Below are 16965 nucleotides of genomic sequence, written 5' to 3' on the forward strand. Positions count from 1 at the left end.
TCGGTTTATTTGCAGGGGGGTATAATACCGCCCGAATCGCCACAAAGGGTACGCTTAAATCCTTATACTGCGCGGCGAACCCCTGATTTTTACTTACCGGAGGCTTTATGGATCCCGATCCCACACCTCTCCTGAACGGGAGAATGCGTTCTTTCCGGTAAGCCAGCCTGTTGCTGACTCACCGGTGATGTGAGGCAGCAACGTCATAAACGTTCCTGCTTGAAAAATTGAGTGCCTCTCAGGTACGGCCTTGCCACGCCTGAAGGAAATGCTGCGTCCGCGCTTGCGGATGCGGAGGAATGACTATGGTTAAAAATATCACCCGGCAGCTGCAGGCGCTGCTGAGCCGCCACCTGCCACACCGTCTTGTTCAGCGCGATCCGCTGCCCAATGGCAAAAACATGGCGGGCGCCGCGATCCCCGCGTCCCTGACCGAGCGCTGCCTGAACGTGGCGGCGATGGATGAAAACGAAGTCTGGCGCGCGTTCGGCGGGCACCCGGAAGGGCTGAACGCTTCAGAAGTGGAAAAAATCCGCGCCGTGCATGGCGATAACCAGATCCCGGCGCAAAAGCCGTCTCCGTGGTGGGTGCATCTCTGGCTCTGCTACCGCAACCCGTTCAACCTGCTGCTGACCGTGCTCGGCCTCATCTCCTACGCGACGGAAGATCTGTTTGCCGCAGGGGTGATTGCCCTGATGGTGGGCATTTCCACGCTGCTGAACTTTATTCAGGAGGCCCGCTCCACCAAAGCGGCGGATGCCCTGAAGGCGATGGTCAGCAACACCGCGACCGTCTCGCGCGTGATCAACGATCTCGGTGAAAACGCGTGGGTCGAACTGCCCATAGACCAGCTGGTGCCGGGCGATCTGGTGAAGCTGGCGGCGGGAGATATGATCCCGGCGGATTTACGCATCATTCAGGCACGCGATCTGTTCGTGGCCCAGGCCTCTCTCACCGGGGAATCCCTGCCGGTTGAAAAGGTGGCGCGCAGCCGCGACCCGCAGCAGATGAACCCGCTCGAGTGCGATACCCTGTGCTTTATGGGCACTACGGTGGTCAGCGGCACGGCGCAGGCGATTGTCACCGCCACCGGGGGCAACACCTGGTTTGGCCAGCTTGCGGGACGCGTCAGCGAGCAGGAGAGCGAACCTAATGCCTTCCAGAAAGGGATTGGCCGCGTCAGCATGCTGCTGATCCGCTTTATGATGGTGATGACGCCAATCGTGCTGCTGATCAACGGCTACACCAAAGGCGACTGGTGGGAAGCGGCGCTGTTTGCGCTCTCCGTGGCCGTCGGCTTAACGCCGGAAATGCTGCCGATGATCGTCACCTCCACGCTGGCGCGCGGGGCGGTGAAGCTTTCTAAGCAGAAAGTGATCGTCAAACACCTCGACGCTATTCAAAACTTTGGCGCGATGGACATCCTGTGCACCGATAAAACCGGCACGCTGACGCAGGACAAAATCGTGCTGGAGAACCACACCGACATTTCCGGCAAAACCAGCGAGCGCGTGCTGCACAGCGCGTGGCTGAACAGCCATTACCAGACCGGGCTGAAAAACCTGCTCGACGTTGCGGTGCTGGAAGGGGTGGATGAAGAGTCCGCCCGCACGCTCTCCGGCCGCTGGCAGAAGGTGGATGAGATCCCGTTCGACTTCGAGCGCCGCCGCATGTCGGTGGTGGTGAGCGAGCAGCAGGACGTCCACCAGCTGATCTGCAAAGGGGCGCTGCAGGAGATCCTGAACGTGTCGACGCAGGTGCGCTATAACGGCGACATCGTGCCGCTGGACGACACCATGCTGCGCCGCATTAAGCGCGTCACCGATAACCTGAACCGTCAGGGGCTGCGCGTGGTGGCGGTGGCGAGTAAATTCCTCCCCGCGCGGGAAGGCGACTATCAGCGTATCGACGAATCCGATCTGATCCTCGAGGGTTACATCGCCTTCCTCGATCCGCCGAAAGAGACCACCGCGCCGGCGCTGAAGGCGCTGAAGGCGAGCGGCATCACGGTGAAAATCCTCACCGGCGACAGCGAACTGGTAGCGGCCAAAGTGTGCCATGAAGTGGGGCTGGACGCGGGCGACGCGGTGGTGGGGAGCGACATTGAGCACCTCTCCGATGACGAGCTGGCTAAGCTTGCCCAGCGCACCACGCTGTTTGCCCGCCTGACGCCGATGCACAAAGAGCGCATTGTCACCCTGCTCAAGCGCGAAGGGCACGTGGTGGGCTTTATGGGCGATGGCATCAACGATGCGCCCGCGCTGCGTGCGGCGGACATTGGTATCTCCGTGGACGGTGCGGTGGATATCGCCCGCGAAGCGGCGGATATCATCCTGCTGGAAAAGAGCCTGATGGTGCTGGAGGAGGGCGTAATCGAAGGACGTCGCACCTTCGCCAACATGCTCAAGTACATCAAGATGACCGCCAGCTCTAACTTCGGTAACGTCTTCAGCGTGCTGGTGGCGAGCGCGTTCCTGCCGTTCCTGCCGATGCTGCCGCTGCATCTGCTGATCCAGAACCTGATGTACGACGTGTCTCAGGTGGCGATCCCGTTTGATAACGTGGACGACGAGCAGATCCAGAAGCCGCAGCACTGGAACCCGGCGGATCTCGGTCGTTTCATGCTGTTCTTCGGGCCGATCAGCTCCATCTTCGACATCCTGACCTTCTGCCTGATGTGGTTTGTGTTCCACGCCAACACCCCGGAACATCAGACCCTGTTCCAGTCCGGCTGGTTCGTGGTGGGGCTGCTGTCGCAGACGCTGATTGTGCACATGATCCGCACCCGCCGCATTCCGTTCATCCAGAGCCGTGCCGCGTGGCCGCTGATTGTGATGACGGGGATTGTGATGGCGCTCGGCATCGCGCTGCCGTTCTCACCGCTTGCGAGCTACCTGCAGCTGCAGGCGCTGCCGCTGAGCTACTTCCCGTGGCTGGTGGCGATCCTCGCCGGTTATATGGTGCTGACTCAGATGGTGAAAGGGTTTTATGCTCGTCGGTATGGGTGGCAGTGAGTTATGTTTGCCGGGTGGCGGCTTCGCCTTACCCGGCCTACTCCCGAAACGTAGGCCCGGTAAGCGCAGCGCCACCGGGCAATAGCTTTCCTCTCAAACTCAACAACTTGTGATCTCCGTCGGCGCATTCGCTTGACGACAAATTAAGCGCATGTTACCAGAATGTTTTGCCTTTTTTGGCCCGTCAGATAAGGAACATTCATGTTACGGTACAGTCTCTTAACCGCCGGGCTGATGCTCGGCGCGTCGGCGTTTGCCGCTCCGGCAGGCGATCTCCCCTTAATGCCCTGGCCTGCGAAGGTCGAACGCCCGACGACCCAGGGCGCACTGGTGCTGAGCAACAACGTTTCCGTAAGCGTCAGCGGCGACGATCTGGGTGACGCGGTCAACCGCCTGCGTCAGCGCATCGCCCTGCAGACCGGCTGGACGCTGCAGCCGCAGGCTGAAAAGCCAGACAAACCGACCATCCGCATTGCTATCGCCAAAAAGGTGAAGCCGCAGCCGCTGCCGGACAGCGACGAAAGCTATAGGCTGACGGTGGACGCCAACGGGGTGAATATCTCCGCCAACACCCGCTTCGGCGCGCTGCGCGCCATGGAAACCCTGCTCCAGCTCATTCAGAACGGCGCGGAAAACAGCTCCCTGCCGTGGGTGTCTATTGAGGATTCCCCGCGCTTCCCGTGGCGCGGGCTGCTGCTGGACTCGGCGCGTCACTTTATCCCGCTCCCGGACATCAAGCGCCAGATTGACGGCATGGCCGCCGCCAAGCTGAACGTGCTGCACTGGCATCTGACTGACGATCAGGGCTGGCGCTTCAGCTCGACGCGCTATCCAAAGCTGACCCAGCTTGCCAGCGACGGGCTGTTCTACACGCCGGAACAGATGCGCGAGGTCGTGCGTTACGCTACCGAGCGCGGCATCCGCGTGGTGCCGGAGATTGACATGCCGGGCCACGCCTCGGCCATCGCCGTGGCCTACCCGGAGCTGATGAGCGCGCCGGGGCCGTATCAGATGGAGCGCCACTGGGGCGTGCTGAAGCCGGTGCTGGATCCGACAAAAGACGCAACCTACGCCTTCGCCGACGCTATAGTCAGCGAACTGGCGGCGATCTTCCCCGATCCGTATCTGCATATCGGCGGCGATGAGGTCGACGATAGCCAGTGGAAAGCGAACCCGGCCATTCAGCAATTTATGCGCGATAAGAAGCTTGCCGACAGCCACGCGCTGCAGGCTTACTTCAACCGCAGGCTGGAAACGATCCTTGAAAAGCATCACCGCCAGATGGTCGGCTGGGATGAGATCTACCATCCCGCCCTCCCGAAAAGCATTCTGATCCAGTCCTGGCAGGGGCAGGATGCGCTGGGGCAGGTGGCGCAGAACGGCTACAAGGGCATTCTGTCGACCGGCTTCTACCTCGACCAGCCCCAGTCCACCGCCTATCACTACCGCAACGAGATTGTCCCGCAGGGGCTGAACGGCGTGGACGTCATAGCGGACACCGACAGCGCCCAGAGCTGGGCCTTCTCCATGCCGCGCCTGAAGGGCAAGCCGGTTGAGGGGAGCTTCACGCTGGTGAAAGGGGATGCCGGCTGGCGCGGGTTTATTGATTTTGCAGGCAAATCTCGCCGCGCGGTGCAGGATATTGAATGGCGTGACGACAATCAGGTCACGTTTACCGTCGACACCTGGATGGGCGAAACGCGCCCGGTGGTTTCGGTGAATAACGATACCCTCACCGGCTACTTCCTTGTGGGGAACGTCCGCTATCCGATTAGCGGCACGCGTCTGGACGAGGCCCCTAAAGGCACCCCGCCGGTGGTGCCGGATACCGCGAATCAGGCCAACCTCCTCGGCGGAGAAGCCGCGCTGTGGGCGGAAAACGTGGTGGCACCGGTGCTGGATATCCGCCTGTGGCCGCGCGCTTTCGCGGTGGCGGAGCGCCTGTGGTCCGCGCAGGACGTCAACGACGTCGACAACATGTACACCCGCCTGCAGGCGATGGACAGCTGGTCGACGGTGTCGGTCGGGCTGCAGCAGCATACCCAGCAGCAGGTGCAGTTCACGCGCCTCGCCGGCAATGCCGATACGCTGCCGCTGCAAATCCTCGCGCAGGCGGTTGAGCCCGCGCAGTATTACACCCGCCAGCACCTCAAGTTCCAGGCGGGAAATTATCATCAGTTTGAGCCGCTCAACCGCTTCGCGGATGCGCTGAACGCCGAAAGCGCCACCGTGCGGCAGATGAACAAATGGGCCGACCGTCTGGTGAGCGACGCGGAAGACACAGAAAGCGCCGAGGCGCTGCGCCACGTGTTCAACCGCTGGCAAAGCAACACCAGCGATGCGCTGGCGTTAAGCGAAAACAGCTATCAGCTGAAGGCGATCAAGCCGGTGATTCAGGAGGTCGATAAGCTTTCGTCAATTGGCCTGCGGCTCACCGATCTGGTGGCGCGTCAGGGCACGCTGGACGATAAAGAGATCGCGTCGATTCAGAGCGAGCTGGATAACGCGGCGAAGGTGCAGGACGAGGTGGTGATTGCGGCGGTGTACCCGCTGGAGACGCTGCTTAGGGCGACGCGGAATCAGTAGACCCCCTCACCCTAACCCTCTCCCAAAGGGAGAGGGAATTTATACACCCTCTCCCTTTGGGAGAGGGCCGGGGTGAGGGAACCAGACCACTCAGTTCTTCAACACCCACGCCTCTTTCCAGTGTGAACCTGTGCCCGGCTCATACTGGGTCGCGTATTGGCTCCACTGCATGCAATAGCCGCTGTACGGGAAAGGCTTGCATTCGTAGGTCTTACCGTCTTTTGGCTGCAGCACCACGGTGCCTGCCTTGTACGACGCGATATTGTCCGGGAAGATATAATCATGCGCACCGGTGTTATCCGCCGCCGCGTCGCCTTCCAGCATCAGGTTCAACACATCCTGCGCAAACAGCGTGCCGTCTTTGTTGGTCGCGTAGTATTTCAGCATGTGATGGCCAGCCTCAACGTCGTTTAGAGTCATGGTGACATTCTGATTCACGTTGTTCATCTCCTGCTTCAGATACCCTTTTTCCGCGCCGTGATGGTTCATGACGTGGGCTTCGAAATCGACGTTACCGTGGGTATTCACGTGGAAGGTCACGGTGGCGCTACCCTGTTCGATTTTGCTGTACTGCAGGCCGGAGACGGCAATCGTCTCGTTAACCTCCGCTTTCTGCTCCTCATAGGAGATCGCAACGGATTTCAGCGTGCTGCCGTCTTTCACGTAGACGCTGTTCGCGCCGTGAACCGGGCTAATCTCGCCGCCTTCATCCTTCACGCCGACGCGGACGTCCTGGTGCGCGGCGTTAATTTTCTGCGCCAGATCGTAAGACCACTGGTTGGCATCACCCTGGGCAGCGGTGGCGATCGTCATGTCTGTGCGCATGGACGTGACTTCACCGTTAGCGTCGAAGAAGCGGGCAATGACCTTATCGCCCGCGTTCAGGTTATTACCGGCAATCTGCCCGCTCAGGGTTTTGCTCCATTCGGAAACCACGCCCGGGTTTTCATCCGGCGTAACGTTGCCGCCGTTCCCAAAATCAACGTCAATGGCCTGGTAGAAACTGTTTGAGGTATCCGCAATTTCCCAGACGCCATAAATAACCTGGTAACCCGTACGTGCCGGCACATTACAGGTCATGGCTTTACGCATCTCTGGCGCCTGACCATTGCCATTCACGGTACAGAACGGGGTTAATTCAAACTGATCGCGGGTCAGGGGCTTATTCGGATCCCAGTTTTGTTTTGTGATGTAGTAACGCCAGTTGGTGGTTTTGTGTGGGGCGGTGTGGTACCAGACGAATTCATGTGCGCCGGCGGTCATCGGCGTTTTCGTCCAGGCATTCATACTCTGTTTATCCAGCTGAGAGTAATTAGCGATCCCCGCGCTGGCGAGCTGGCCGTCCGGCGGTAGCGCCCCCGTCGGGAAGCCGGAGGTTTTCTCCACGCTCTGCGGTTCATACTGTACGGAACCGCAATCAATATTTTGACCGAGCTTACACATATAAGCGCGGCTGGCAGGTGATTCAATATAACCGTGCGCCAAAGCGGAGGATGCAACGGCCATCGTCGCCACCGCCAGCGCTATTTTTGAAAGTTTCATTGTTAGTCCATTAATAATAAATATGCAGCCCGATGTTATTAATGGCGGGTAGGGGACGTCATGCTGTGGTGAGAGGAAAAATAGCCAAAAAAAAAGGACGGCCGAAGCCGCCCATTATTTATTGAAATAAATTAGCGACGTACGGCAATCGCTTCAATTTCAATTTTCACGTCTTTTGGCAGACGTGCCACTTCCACGCAGGAGCGCGCCGGGAAGGTGGCATTGTGCTCGGTGAAGAACGCTTCGTAGGTGGCGTTAACGGTGGCGAAATCGTTCAGATCTTTCACGAAAACGGTGGTTTTCACGATATCGCCCACTTTCAGGCCTGCGGATTCCACGATAGCCTGCACGTTTTCCAGCGACTGACGCGCCTGTGCCGCCACGTCTGCTGGCACTTCACCAGTTTTCGGGTTCACCGGGATCTGACCTGAAGTGATGATCATGCTGCCCAGATCAACGCCCTGAACGTAGGGGCCGATAGCCGCAGGTGCATTTTCCGTCGCGAGTACTTTGCTCATGTTTTCTCCAGAATTACAGCGTTAAGAATGTTCCCGGCCATTATAACAGCCGGGATTTCATTACCAACCTCAATTAGTTGGCCAGCACCACATAATGAGAAAACTCTTTTTCGCAGTATTTGCATTTGAGTGCGATGTCATCGGCGCGTTTTTTCACTGCAAAGCTGGAAGACACCGGCTCAGCGTGGCTGATGCAGTTGCTGTTCGGGCAGACCAGCACGCTCTCAATGCGCTCCGGCAGGCTCGGACGGGATTTGCCGACCACTTCATACTCGTCGATGCGGTTGACGGTGGCGTCCGGCGCGTACAGCGACAGCTGGTTGACCTGCTCGTCGGTCAGGAAGGTGTTCTCAATTTTGATCAGATCCTTGCGGCCCATCTCGCCGGACGGCAGGTTCAGGCCGATGGTGATGCGCTGGTCGGTTTCGGTCAGTTTGAACAGCGTCAGCAGCTTAAAGCCCACCTGCGCAGGGATGTGGTCAATCACGGTGCCACGCTTGATGGCTTCAACCTGGAGTTTGTTATCGTGTGTCATGGTCGTCTCCCCTTACAGAGCTAAGTCGCGATTCAGAACCAGTGCCAGTAACGCCTGGCGGGCGAAGATGCCGTTCCCGGCCTGCTGGAAGTACCAGGCGTGCGGCGTTTTATCCACGTCTGTGGCGATCTCATCGATGCGCGGCAGCGGGTGCAGGACCTTCATGTTGTCGCGCGCGCCCTCGAGGTCGCTGGCGCGCAGCACGAACTGTGCCTTCACGTTGGCGTATTCGGACGGGTCCAGGCGCTCTTTCTGCACGCGGGTCATGTACAGAATATCCACGTTGCCCACGACCTCTTCGATGCTGGCGTGCAGGCTCCACTGAATGCCTTTCTCGTCCAGCATGTCGAGAATGTACTGCGGCATCGCCAGCGCGTCCGGGGCGATGAAGAAGAAGCGGTTGCCGTTAAATTTCGCCAGCGCCTGGGTCAGGGAATGGACGGTGCGGCCATATTTCAGGTCACCGACCATGGCAATGTTCAGGTTCTCGAGCGTGCCCTGGGTTTCCTGAATGGTGAACAGATCCAACAGGGTCTGGGTCGGGTGCTGGTTGGCACCGTCACCGGCGTTCAGCACCGGAATGCCGCCGGAAAACTCGGTTGCCAGACGCGCCGCGCCCTCCTGCGGGTGGCGCATCACAATCGCGTCGACGTAGGTGCTGATGACTGAAATGGTATCCGCCAGGGTTTCGCCTTTTTTACCCAGCGACGTGTTGCTGCTGTCCGAGAAGCCCACCACGCTCGCACCCAGGCGGTGCATGGAGGTTTCAAAGGAGAGGCGCGTGCGGGTCGAGGCTTCGAAGAAGCAGCTCGCAATCACCTTGTGCTTCAGCAGCTCCGGTTGCGGATTGGCCTTCAGTTTTGCCGCGGTTTCCAGAACCAGTTCCAGCTCTTCGCGGCTGAGGTCGTTTATGGAAATGATGTGTTTTTGATAAAGCGGATTCATGTTTATCTCCTGACGCCGGGCAAAAAAAAGCCCCTCAAATGAGGGGCTCTGGGAATAGGTTTAGCAACGGGAAGAAAAACGGCAGGCCAGCGTCTGATTTCAGACGCGGTAAGACGTTATGTCGTACACGCTTGACCATGCTTCCTCCCGGCAAATTGTCGGGCATTATACGCAGCTCGCTTTTCGGATCAAGCGATTTAATGCACGCTTTACTCAATGCAAACGGTTCTTTATGAATATTAATTCGTTCTGAGTAAATAATTAATTTGCTTATGCACCAGCGCGGTACGCTTCACCACCCGGGGAGCGACCCAGACGATACTGCTGCCGGCCACCACGCCTAAAATTTCCGGAAGCTGGTGATAATCCAGAATACGCGCCACCGCGCGGCCATATCCGGCGACGGTATGCACAAGGATAAACTCGCTATTATGCTCGACGCTCACCACCATTTCCGAAACGGTGCGCGCGGCGTCGGGGGCAGGGCGCAGCTGAGGATTCAACGAATAAATCTTTAGCCCTTTGGCATTTCGAATTTTTATGACTCCGAGCAACTTTAGCAGACGCGAAACGGTCGACTGGCTGATGCTGTCAAACCCTCTCTCCTGCAGGTCGCGGCGGATCTCTTCCTGCGAAAGATACCCCTTTTCGGCGACCAGACGCTTGCACACCGTGAGCTGCAGTTGTTCTTTGGGAGAGTACTCTTCGTAATCCATCATGTGTCCCATATCAGTTCCCGAAATAACCGGTGACACCGCACCGATCCGTAGGCCGGATAAGCGCAGCGCCATCCGGCAAATTACAACAACGCCCCCAGGCTTAACGCCACCATAATCACCACCGTCAGGATCGCCAGCAGCGGCGCAACCCATTTCAGGTAGCGCACGTAAGGCACGCGAGCGATAGCCAGACCGCCCATCACGACGGCGGAGGTCGGTGTGACGAGGTTAACGATACCGGAGGCCGACTGGTAAGCCGTCACTACCAGGTCGCGGTTGACGTTAGCGAAATCGGCAAGCGGTGCCATGATCGGCATCGTCAGAACGGCCAGGCCGGATGAAGAAGGCACAAGAAACGACAGCACGACCTCCAGCCAGTACATCACGTTGATAAACGCCACCGTGGACAACCCGCTGACCAGCCCTTCCGCGCTGTGCAAAATGGTGTGGGTAATCATGCCCTTATCCATGATGACTACGATACCGCGCGCGATGCCGATAATCAGCGCGACGCCCAGCAAATCTCGCGCGCCGTTGATAAAGGTTGAGGTCAGCTCCTCTTCGCTCATGCGGGCGATAAGCCCCACGATGATGGCGCTGGCGAGAAACACCGCCGAGATTTCCGCCATCCACCAGCCCAGCACTGCCACCCCGTAAATCATCACCGCGAAGGCGAGGGCGAAAATCACGAGGATGATTTTGCGCACCGGGGTAAATTCCAGCGTCTGCTCGCCCCTGCTGCCGAGGAAGTGGGCGCGGTTCTCCTCCTGCTTATCCGCCACGATCGACAGCGACGGATCCTGACGCACCTTACGGGCATAACGCATCACCCACGCCACGCAGATGATCCAGCCGATGACCAGCAGCGCCACGCGCAGGGCGATACCGTTGGTGAAGGGGATCCCGGCGGCGTTGGCGGCGATCACCGTGGCGAACGGGTTAATGGTGGAGCCGAGGGTGCCGATCCCCGCGCCAAGCAGCACGGTGGAGGCGGCGACAACCGGATCGAAGCGGGCGGCCAGCATTACCGGCACCAGCAGGGTGTAGAACGGCAGAGACTCTTCGGCCATACCGTAAATCGTGCCGCCTGCGGCAAACAGCGCCATCAGGATCGGGATCATCCACTCCTCGCGTCCGCGTAACCGGGTGGTGACGCGCTCGATCCCGGCGTCAATCGCCCCGGTTTTGGTGACGATCCCGAGAAATCCTCCGATGATCAGAATAAACAGCGCCACATCGATCGCCCCGGCCTGGCCGGAAACCGGATCGTACAGCCCGGCGATGGGTGCCATTAGCACCGAAACGATCCCCTGCGGATGCGCCGCCACGTGTGCGTAGGTGCCGGCAACCGGCACTTCCTTGCCGAGCGCCTCGTTCATCGCCATCTGGTACTGACCGGCCGGGACTATCCAGCTCAGCGCCGCAACCACGGCAATCAGAAAGAAGAGGATGGTGTAAGCGGAGGGAAACTTGAACTTGCCCATGATGTTCTCCTTAACCCGGCGCACCCCGCGGCGCGCCGGGCGGTGATTAGTCGCCGAGTGTCGCCACCATGACCGCTTTAATGGTGTGCATGCGGTTCTCTGCTTCGTCGAAGACGATGGAGTTCGGCGATTCGAAGACCTCTTCCGTCACCTCCAGCCCCTTCAGGCCGTAGGCCATCTCGATCTCGCGGCCCACTTTGGTGTGCTCGTTGTGGAACGCCGGCAGGCAGTGCATAAACTTGACGTTCGGGTTGCCGGTGGCTTTCATGACGTCCGCATTGATTTGATACGGCTTCATCAGGCTGACGCGCTCGGCCCAGGCCTCCTTCGGCTCGCCCATGGAGACCCACACGTCGGTGTAGAGGAAATCGGTCCCTTGCACGCCTTCTTCCACGTCGTCGGTGAGGGTGATGCGCGCGCCCGTCTCTTTGGCGATGGTGCGGCACTGCTCAACCAGCCCGGCTTCCGGCCAGAAGGATTTCGGCGCGACGAGGCGGATGTCCATTCCCATCTTGGCCGCGCCGACCATCAGCGAGTTGCCCATGTTGTTACGCGCGTCGCCGAGATAGGCAAAGCTCAGCTCCGGCAGGGTTTTGCCCGGCGAGTGCTCCAGCATGGTCATCAGGTCGGCGAGGATTTGCGTCGGGTGGAACTCGTCGGTCAGGCCGTTCCACACCGGCACGCCCGCGTACTCGCCCAGCTCTTCGACGATGGCCTGGCCGTAGCCGCGGTATTCGATGCCGTCATACATGCGGCCCAGCACGCGGGCGGTGTCTTTCATCGACTCTTTATGGCCGATCTGCGAGCCGCTTGGGCCGAGGTAGGTCACCTGCGCGCCCTGGTCAAACGCGCCCACTTCAAAGGCGCAGCGGGTGCGGGTAGAGGTTTTTTCAAAAATCAGGGCGATGTTTTTCCCGACCAGGGTTTGCTTCTCGCGCCCGGCTTTTTTGGCGGCCTTCAGCTCGATGGCGAGGTCGATCAGGTACTGGATCTCTGCCGGAGTGTAGTCCAGCAGTTTCAGGAAGTTGCGGTTTTTCAGGTTGATGGTCATGTGGGAAATCCTTTTTAAATCGTTAGCTGTCTGATGCCCTCACCCCGGCCCTCTCCCAAGGGGAGAGGGGGCTTACATTCCCTCTCCCTCCGGGAGAGGGTTAGGGTGAGGGGAAACGGGTGCTCAATTACGAATCAACGTGCCTTTCTCGCCCGCCAGGATCTCCGCGCCGTCGGCCAGCGCGCCGATCCCGGCTATCCCATTGCAGGCCTCAACGAACTCGCGGCAGGCGGCGACCTTCGGCCCCATAGAACCGGCGTCGAATTGCATGCCTCTGAGCAGCTCCGGCGTGACCTGCGCCAGCGGGCGCTGGGTCGGTTTGCCCCAGTCGAGGTACACCGCGTCGGCATCGGTCAAAATCAGCAGGGCATCGGCCTCAATCTGCCTCGCCAGCAGGGCAGCGGAGAGGTCTTTGTCGATCACCGCCTCAATGCCGCGATAGCCATTGGCGTTTTCCACCACCGGCACGCCGCCGCCGCCGTTGCAGATCACCAGGTGGTCGCGCTGAATAAGCGCCGTGATGGCGTCACTCTCAACGATCCGCTTCGGCTGCGGAGAGGGCACCACGCGGCGGACGTAGCTGCCGTCGGCCTTGAACACCCAGCCTTTTTCCGCGGCCAGCGCTTTTGCCTGGGCTTCGCTGTACACCGGGCCGATGTACTTGGTCGGGTTGCGGAAGGCCGGGTCGGCGGCGTCCACCTCCACCTGCGTGAGCAGGACGCTCACCTCGCGCTGCGGCAGATTGTTTTTCAGCGCCTGCTGGAGCATGTAGCCGATCATCCCCTGGCTTTCGGCGCCGAGAACGTCCAGCGGGTAGGGCGTCACTTTGTCGTAGGCGCTGTTCTGCAGCGCCAGCAGCCCGACCTGCGGCCCGTTGCCGTGCACCAGTACCACGCGCCACTGTTCCGTCAGCCCGGCGATGGTGCGGGCGGCCTGCTCGATGTTCTGACGCTGGATCTCCGCTTCCAGCGGTTCGCCGCGCTTGAGCAGCGCGTTGCCGCCCAGGGCCACAACCAGAGTGGGTTTTCGTTCCATGATGGCTCCTTTAAATTCCGTCGCGTTCCAGCGGGCAGCTCATGCAGCGCGCGCCGCCGCGCCCGCGTCCCAGTTCGTCGCCCGGGATGGGCAGCACGGTGATACCCGCCTTGTCGTACTTCTCGTTGGTCCAAACGTTGCGCTCGTAGCCAATCACCACGCCCGGGCGGATGGTCAGCACGTTGTTGGCGTCGTTCCACTGCTCGCGTTCGGCCTCAAAGGCGTCGCCGCCGGTGGTGATCAGGCGCACCTGGCTAATGCCGAGCGCCTTCTCGATGGCGTGCAGCAGGTCGGTTTCCTGGGTGCGCAGTAGGCCGCCGCGTCCGTCCGGGGTGAGCGTCCAGCACTGGGCGTCTTTGCGCACCACTTCCGGGTAGACGGAGAAGGTGTCCACGTCGATGTGGGTCATGACGGTGTCGAGGTGCATGCAGGAGCGGTGTTTTGGCAATTCAACGGCGATCACGCGCTCGGCCTGGCGGTGTTTGAACAGGCTGTTGGCGAGAAACTCCACGCCCTGCGGCGTCGTGCGTTCGGACATGCCGATCAGCACCGCGCCGCGGCCAATCACTAATACGTCGCCGCCTTCTAAGGTGGCGTGGTCGTAATTAATATTCTCGTCGCCGAAATACTTAATAAAATCGCCGTCGGCAAACGCCGGGTGCCAGCGATATATTGCCCGCAGGTTATTCGTTTCACGCTGACGGGCCGGTTTGGCCATCGGGTTAATGGACACGCCGTTATAAATCCAGCAGGAGGTATCGCGGGTAAATAAATGATTCGGCAGCGGCTTCATAATAAAATCATTCGCCGTGTGGGTATCGACTACCATATTTTTAATGGCTGCCGGAATTTCACCGTAGGTTAATCCGCCGCTTAATCTGCGCGCCAGTTCGCGGTGCGGCATATCCGCCAGCCAGCCGCGGACGTCCCCGGCAAAGGTGGGGCCGAGGCGGTAGTCGGAGATTTGCGTATCCAGAAGCCAGGCCTTCGCCTCTGCAATATCAAGGGTTTGTGTCAGAAGGTCGGTCAACAGCAGGACTTCCACACCCTGCTCGCGCAGCGTGTTTGCGAAAATGTCATGCTCCTCACCCGCCCGTTCAACCGAGAGCACGTCGTCAAATAGCAGCTCCTGACAGTTTGACGGCGTTAAACGTTTAAGACTTAAATTTGGACGGTGCAGCATAACGCTACGCAATTGACCAATTTCAGAACCGACGTAATGCTTTTCCATAATTATTCCTTTAACTGTTTTTCAGAATAAAAAGGGCATGCGCCATGTGATGTGTTTAATTTCATGGCGGCTAAGCTCAATTGATTTCGTGATTCATACTAGGCAGTTAAATAATCCGTAATGTGATATTGCTCACGCGAAAACGGATATTAAGGGGTTTGTTTTCATTTGCATGATTCGCATCAGATAATGATTAATTGGTTATTTTGATAAGGTGAATAGCTAAGCAGGATCCGCTGGCATTATTTGAGGTTGTTATTTTTTTGTAGAATTTCACGCTTTGAAATACTTGGTTATGTGATTGATTTTAAATAAATAAAAAGTTAAGAGAGAATGGCTATGCAGTATTGCTACTTAATTATTTTTGGCTTAAGGAAAATCAATAAATAGTTATGGGATTTAATCGCAAATTATCAAAGTGATAAAGTGTGAGGCAGCAGCGAGTTTTATTGTTATGGCCTGGCGATCAGTGGGTTAGCGCGCGGGAGAAATAATAAGGAAATGAAGATATGCATAATGACTGCATAAATGCCTGCGCTGGCTTAACAGCAAATTAACACCATCCCCGATAAACATGCGCTGGCGCAAAACCCCTTGAGAAAGCGGTGGTATGGCAGTGAGAATTCTCGTATAAAAGATGAAAATGAAACGTTGTTTTATATCGAGGGTTTTCTCATGATTATCGGCAACATCCACCATCTGCAGTCCTGGCTGCCAGACGAACTGCGTCAGGCCATTGAGCACGTTAAGGCCCACGTCACCGACGCCACGCCGCTCGGGAAACACGACATCAACGGCAACAGCCTGTTTTATCTGGTATCGGAAGACATGACCCAGCCGTTCGCCGAGCGCCGCGCCGAGTTCCACGCGCGCTATCTGGACATCCAGATTGTGCTCAAAGGGCAGGAAGGGATGACGTTCAGTACGTTGCCGCACGGCGCGCCGGACACCGACTGGCTGGCGGACAAAGACATCGCGTTCCTGCCGGAAGGCGAGCAGGAGAAAACCGTGGTGCTGAGCGAAGGGGATTTCGTGGTGTTCTGGCCGGGCGAGGTGCATAAGCCGCTGTGCGCGGTGGGAGCGCCTGCTAAGGTCAGGAAAGTGGTGGTTAAGATGTTGGTAGAGTAACCCTTACCCCTCACCCTAACCCTCTCCCCACAGGGGAGAGGGGACTGCACCGAGCCATCTTTTCCCCCTCGCCCCTGTGGGGAGAGGGCCGGGGTGAGGGCACCAGACCGCACCCACGCATAATGTGATCCAGCTTAAATTTCCCACACTCCCTCAACCCTTCCCATTTACCTGCGCTTTTTCTGCGTCATAGTATGATCGTTAAATTAATGAACGCTGTTCTATAATGTAGAACAAAATGATTCAACAAGGAGATCTCATGCCGCAGTCCGCGTTGTTCACGGGAATCATTCCCCCTGTCTCCACCATTTTTACCGCCGACGGCCAGCTCGATAAGCAGGGCACCGCCGCGCTGATCGACGATCTGATCGCGGCAGGCGTCGACGGCCTGTTCTTCCTGGGCAGCGGCGGCGAGTTCTCCCAGCTCAGCGGCGAAGAGCGTAAAACCATTGCCCGCTTTGCTATCGATCACGTCGATCGTCGCGTGCCGGTGCTGATCGGCACTGGCGGCACCAACGCCCGGGAAACCATTGAGCTAAGCCAGCACGCGCAGCAGGCGGGCGCGGACGGCATCGTGGTGATCAACCCCTACTACTGGAAAGTGTCGGAAGCGAACCTGATCCGCTATTTCGAGCAGGTGGCCGACAGCGTCACGCTGCCGGTGATGCTCTATAACTTCCCGGCGCTGACCGGGCAGGATCTGACCCCGGCGCTGGTGAAAACCCTGGCCGACTCGCGCAGCAATATTATCGGCATCAAAGACACCATCGACTCCGTCGCCCACCTGCGCAGCATGATCCACACCGTGAAAGCCGCCCATCCGCACTTCACCGTACTGTGCGGCTACGACGATCATCTGTTTAATACCCTGCTGCTCGGCGGCGACGGGGCGATCTCGGCGAGCGGCAACTTTGCCCCACAGGTGTCGGTGAATCTTCTGAAAGCCTGGCGGGATAAAGACGTGGCGAAAGCGGCTGAGTATCATCAGACCTTACTGCAAATACCGCAGATGTATCAGCTGGATACGCCGTTTGTGAACGTCATTAAAGAGGCGATAGTGCTCTGCGGCCGCCCGATTTCCACGCACGTGCTGCCGCCCGCCTCTGCGCTGGATGAGCCGCGCAAGGCGCAGCTGAAAACTCTGCTGCAACAGCTCAAGCTCTGCTGAGCCGGACGA

General features: G+C 58.6%; 14 protein-coding genes and 1 pseudogene. 5 read left to right on the forward strand and 10 right to left on the reverse strand.

Going from position 1 to position 16965, the window contains the following annotated elements; genetic code table 11:
• Window positions 1-305: 305 nt before the first annotated feature.
• Together mgtA and ABR39_RS05980 are read left to right on the forward strand one after the other, a co-directional pair.
• On the forward strand, window positions 306-3014 hold the full coding sequence (gene mgtA / locus ABR39_RS05975) for a magnesium-translocating P-type ATPase (RefSeq protein WP_047346179.1): 2709 nt from the start codon (window positions 306-308) through the stop codon (window positions 3012-3014).
• 201 nt (window positions 3015-3215) lie between these two features.
• Window positions 3216-5600: a beta-N-acetylhexosaminidase gene (locus tag ABR39_RS05980; RefSeq protein WP_047346180.1), complete on the forward strand. Its 2385-nt coding sequence runs from the start codon at window positions 3216-3218 to the stop codon at window positions 5598-5600.
• Window positions 5601-5690: 90 nt separating this feature from the next.
• Here the strand turns inward: ABR39_RS05980 and gbpA are convergent, their stop codons facing one another.
• The 5 genes from gbpA to ABR39_RS24705 all read right to left on the reverse strand — a co-directional run bounded on the left by gbpA (window position 5691) and on the right by ABR39_RS24705 (window position 9279).
• A complete protein-coding gene (gbpA, locus tag ABR39_RS05985; RefSeq protein WP_047346181.1) occupies window positions 5691-7142 on the reverse strand; it encodes an N-acetylglucosamine-binding protein GbpA in 1452 nt (483 codons plus the stop codon).
• A 131-nt stretch (window positions 7143-7273) separates the two neighbouring features.
• A complete protein-coding gene (ridA, locus tag ABR39_RS05990; RefSeq protein WP_003863373.1) occupies window positions 7274-7660 on the reverse strand; it encodes a 2-iminobutanoate/2-iminopropanoate deaminase in 387 nt (128 codons plus the stop codon).
• A 73-nt stretch (window positions 7661-7733) separates the two neighbouring features.
• The gene (gene pyrI, locus ABR39_RS05995) at window positions 7734-8195 is read right to left on the reverse strand and encodes an aspartate carbamoyltransferase regulatory subunit (protein ID WP_028016502.1); all 462 of its coding nucleotides are present in this window, start codon (window positions 8193-8195) and stop codon (window positions 7734-7736) included.
• A gap of 12 nt (window positions 8196-8207) precedes the next feature.
• Complete coding sequence (pyrB, locus tag ABR39_RS06000) at window positions 8208-9140, reverse strand: aspartate carbamoyltransferase (RefSeq protein WP_047346182.1); 933 nt, start codon at window positions 9138-9140, stop codon at window positions 8208-8210.
• 34 nt (window positions 9141-9174) lie between these two features.
• Window positions 9175-9279, reverse strand: a complete 105-nt coding sequence (locus tag ABR39_RS24705; protein ID WP_022646880.1) for a pyrBI operon leader peptide — start codon at window positions 9277-9279, stop codon at window positions 9175-9177.
• On the opposite strand from ABR39_RS24705, the pseudogene ABR39_RS25560 reads away from it, so the two are divergent.
• A pseudogene (locus tag ABR39_RS25560) lies at window positions 9259-9376 on the forward strand (hypothetical protein). The gene ABR39_RS24705 and the pseudogene ABR39_RS25560 overlap by 21 nt on opposite strands.
• 3 nt (window positions 9377-9379) lie before the next feature.
• Here ABR39_RS25560 and ABR39_RS06005 read toward each other — a convergent pair.
• The 5 genes from ABR39_RS06005 to arcA all read right to left on the reverse strand — a co-directional run bounded on the left by ABR39_RS06005 (window position 9380) and on the right by arcA (window position 14660).
• Complete coding sequence (locus ABR39_RS06005; RefSeq protein ID WP_047346435.1) at window positions 9380-9859, reverse strand: arginine repressor; 480 nt, start codon at window positions 9857-9859, stop codon at window positions 9380-9382.
• Window positions 9860-9939: 80 nt separating this feature from the next.
• A complete protein-coding gene (locus ABR39_RS06010) occupies window positions 9940-11343 on the reverse strand; it encodes a YfcC family protein (protein WP_047346183.1) in 1404 nt (467 codons plus the stop codon).
• Between the two features lie 46 nt (window positions 11344-11389).
• A complete protein-coding gene (argF, locus tag ABR39_RS06015) occupies window positions 11390-12394 on the reverse strand; it encodes an ornithine carbamoyltransferase (RefSeq protein WP_047346184.1) in 1005 nt (334 codons plus the stop codon).
• 123 nt (window positions 12395-12517) lie between these two features.
• Window positions 12518-13429 (reverse strand): carbamate kinase, encoded by a 912-nt coding sequence (gene arcC / locus ABR39_RS06020; RefSeq protein ID WP_047346185.1) that lies wholly within the window; start codon window positions 13427-13429, stop codon window positions 12518-12520.
• A gap of 10 nt (window positions 13430-13439) precedes the next feature.
• Window positions 13440-14660, reverse strand: coding sequence for an arginine deiminase (gene arcA, locus ABR39_RS06025; protein WP_042717403.1), 1221 nt, complete (start codon window positions 14658-14660; stop codon window positions 13440-13442).
• A 675-nt stretch (window positions 14661-15335) separates the two neighbouring features.
• On the opposite strand from arcA, the gene ABR39_RS06030 reads away from it, so the two are divergent.
• Both ABR39_RS06030 and yagE read left to right on the forward strand, forming a co-directional pair.
• Window positions 15336-15788 (forward strand): YhcH/YjgK/YiaL family protein, encoded by a 453-nt coding sequence (locus ABR39_RS06030; protein ID WP_047346186.1) that lies wholly within the window; start codon window positions 15336-15338, stop codon window positions 15786-15788.
• A 259-nt stretch (window positions 15789-16047) separates the two neighbouring features.
• Window positions 16048-16956, forward strand: coding sequence for a 2-keto-3-deoxygluconate aldolase (gene yagE, locus ABR39_RS06035; RefSeq protein WP_047346187.1), 909 nt, complete (start codon window positions 16048-16050; stop codon window positions 16954-16956).
• Window positions 16957-16965: the final 9 nt, after the last annotated feature.

This window comes from Enterobacter genomosp. O, assembly GCF_001022965.1.
GTDB lineage: Bacteria > Pseudomonadota > Gammaproteobacteria > Enterobacterales > Enterobacteriaceae > Enterobacter > Enterobacter cloacae_L.